The sequence below is a fragment of the Streptomyces sp. NPDC127108 genome (assembly GCF_042677545.1).
GTDB lineage: Bacteria > Actinomycetota > Actinomycetes > Streptomycetales > Streptomycetaceae > Streptomyces.
In genome coordinates, this window is the sequence record NZ_JBHXTE010000103.1 from 1 (window position 1) to 3,211 (window position 3,211).

Sequence of the window (3,211 nt, forward strand, 5' to 3'; positions counted from 1 at the left end):
CGCGGCGTCTGGTGCGTGCTCTCGGCGTGCGCCCGGATCGCCCTCGTACTGGACGTACTTGGGTGATTCGGGCGTGCGGCGAGAGTGCGTGCCAGACGCCGCGGGCCCGCGAAGATCCGCCGGACAGGCCCTAGGACCGAGCGAGGGCGCGCGTAGCGCGGGGACCGCCGCACCCCCAGGGCGGGCCCGGGGGGCGGGACGACGGCGGTCCCCGCGAGGGACGCGGGCCGGGTCAGGACCGGGCAGCGCGTCCAGGGCGTCGCTGGAGGTCCGGGAGCCGCTCCGGAAGTCCTGACGCCGACATCCACCAAGGTGCCGTACGCGTGTTAAGCGGGTGCTGCGCGTACGTGTCGCCTTCGTACCGCTTCCGCGAAGTTCCCACGGCCGCGCGCCGGTTGCGGGCCCGGCCGCCGTGCGACCGGCCGCGCCCGCACCCGGAGGACCGCTTACGACCCCTGCTGCTCCGCGAGGAACGCGAGCAGGTCCTGACGGCTCACCACACCCGTCGGCTTGCCCTCGACGAGGACGATGGCGGCGTCGGCGGAGCCGAGGACCGACATCAGGTCGGCGACGGGCTCGCCGGAGCCGACCTGCGGCAGCGGGTCGGACATGTGCTTCTCCAGCGGGTCGCCGAGCGAGGCCCGCTGGGCGAACAGCGCGTCGAGCAGCTCGCGCTCGACGACGGAGCCGATGACCTCGGCGGCCATCACGTCCGGGTGCCCCGCGCCGGGCTTGACGATCGGCATCTGCGAGACGCCGTACTCGCGCAGGACCTCGATGGCCTCGCCGACGGTCTCCTCGGGGTGCATGTGGACGAGGGAGGGCAGCTCCCCGCCCTCCTTGCGGCGCAGCACGTCGCCGACGCGCGGCTGGTCGCCGGCCTCCTCCAGGAAGCCGTAGTCGTTCATCCACTCGTCGCTGAAGATCTTGCTCATGTAGCCGCGCCCGCTGTCGGGGAGCAGTACGACCACGACGTCGTCCGGGCCGAGGCCCTCGGCGACCCGCAGCGCCGCCACGACCGCCATGCCGCAGGAGCCGCCGACGAGCAGGCCCTCCTCCTTGGCGAGGCGCCGCGTCATCTGGAAGGAGTCCTTGTCGGAGACCGCGACGATGTCGTCCGTCACGTTCCGGTCGTAGGCCGTCGGCCAGAAGTCCTCACCGACGCCCTCGACGAGGTAGGGCCGCCCGGAGCCCCCGGAGTACACCGACCCCTCGGGGTCGGCCCCGACGACCTTGACCTTGCCGCCGGAGATCTCCTTCAGATACCCGCCGGTGCCCGAGATCGTGCCGCCCGTGCCGATGCCGGTGACGAAGTGGGTGATCTTCCCCTCCGTCTGCTCCCACAGCTCGGGGCCGGTGGAGTGATAGTGCGAGAGGGGGTTGTTCGGGTTGGAGTACTGGTCCGGCTTCCAGGCGTCGGGGATCTCGCGTACGAGGCGGTCGGAGACGTTGTAGTACGAGTCCGGGTGCTCGGGGTCGACGGCGGTCGGGCAGACGACCACCTCGGCGCCGTACGCGCGCAGCACGTTGATCTTGTCGGTCGACACCTTGTCCGGGCATACGAAGACGCACTTGTAGCCCTTCTGCTGGGCCACGATGGCAAGGCCGACGCCCGTGTTGCCGCTGGTCGGCTCCACGATCGTGCCGCCGGGGCGCAGCTCGCCACTGGCCTCGGCCGCCTCGATCATGCGCAGCGCGATGCGGTCCTTCACGGAACCGCCGGGGTTGAAGTACTCGACCTTGGCAAGGACCGTGGCCTTCAGGCCCGCGGTCACGTTGTTGAGCCGCACCAGCGGGGTGTTGCCGACGAGGCTGATCATCGAGTCGTGGAAATGCACCGTGGTCTCCGTTTTTCCGGGGTATCCGGGCTGCGATGTCGTGGCCGCCCACGGGACGGACGAGCCGCGTGGGCCGCAGGTGTCGCGCGGCCCCCACCGGCCCGCGCCCGAGGACGCCGCACGAGGTTTTCGGTGCCGTCAGCCTACGGCTCAGACTCCCCCGTTCACCTCCGCTCGCGATTGGCCGACCGGCCCGACGGGGCAATGACTGGATGTACGGGACGAAATGGGCTCCACACGACTGGACCGGGGTGACGGCGGAGCATGTCGAGGGCGAGGGTGGCGCGGCGCATCGCCGCGGGCGCGGCGTACGGCGGCGGAGGCATCGGGCTGCTCGGCGCGGCCACGGTCGGGATCGTCCTCGCCGAGGTGCAATTGGCCAAGCGGTCGGTGGGCAACGGCGGGTACGGGGCGCCGCCGCGGGCGAACGGACGGTACGGGGCGGCGTTCGCCGAGCGCTCCGAGTGCGGGGAGCCGCTGCGGTTCGCCATGCTCGGCGACTCCACGGCCGCGGGCCAGGGCGTGCGCCGGGCCCAGCAGACCCCGGCGGCGCTGCTCGCCTCGGGCCTGGCCGCGGTGGCGGAGCGGCCGGTGGACGTGCGGGTGGTGGCGCAGCCCGGGGCGCAGTCCGACGACCTGGAGCGACAGGTGTCGCTGGTCCTGTCGGACGAGACGGGCTGGGTGCCCGACGTGTGCGTGGTGATGATCGGGGCGAACGACGTCACCCACCGGATGCCGGCGACGCGGTCGGTGCGGTTCCTGTCGGCGGCGGTGCGCAGGCTGCGGACGGCCGGGGCGGAGGTGGTCGTGGGGACGTGCCCCGACCTCGGCACCATCGAGCCCGTCTACCAGCCGCTGCGGTGGCTGGCCCGGCGGGTCTCGCGGCAGCTCGCCGCCGCGCAGACGATCGGGGTGGTGGAGCAGGGGGGACGGACGGTGTCCGTGAGCGACCTGCTCGGCCCCGAGTTCGCGGCGAACCCGCGGGAGCTGTTCGGCCCCGACAACTACCACCCCTCCGCGGAGGGGTACGCCACCGCGGCGATGGCCGTCCTGCCCACGCTGTGCGCGGCCCTCGGCCTGTGGCCGGAGGAGGAGCGGCCCGACGTCTCGCGCCGTGAGGGCTTCCTGCCCGTCGCCCGTGCCGCCGCCAAGGCCGCGTCCGAGGGCGGCACGGAGGTCACCGGCGCCATGCCCACGGGCCCCCGCGGCCCCTGGGCCCTCCTCAAGCGCAGGCGCCGCCGGCGCATCCAGGAACCGGACCCGTCCCCGATCCCGTAGCCCCCTCCGGGGGCTCCGCCCCCGGACCCCCGCTCCTCAAACGCCGGAGGGGCTATCCCCCACCCACCCGCCCCAACCTGCTCCACCAGCCCAAC

Annotated in this window: 2 protein-coding genes; one reads left to right on the forward strand and one right to left on the reverse strand. The window is 73.3% G+C overall.

The annotated features are described in order from the left end of the window. Positions 1 to 446: 446 nt before the first annotated feature. Positions 447 to 1,838, reverse strand: coding sequence for a cystathionine beta-synthase (locus ACFVHO_RS40475; protein ID WP_030360684.1), 1,392 nt, complete (start codon positions 1,836 to 1,838; stop codon positions 447 to 449). A gap of 264 nt (positions 1,839 to 2,102) precedes the next feature. On the opposite strand from ACFVHO_RS40475, the gene ACFVHO_RS40480 reads away from it, so the two are divergent. Beyond that, complete coding sequence (locus tag ACFVHO_RS40480) at positions 2,103 to 3,116, forward strand: SGNH/GDSL hydrolase family protein (protein WP_385725544.1); 1,014 nt, start codon at positions 2,103 to 2,105, stop codon at positions 3,114 to 3,116. Positions 3,117 to 3,211: the final 95 nt, after the last annotated feature.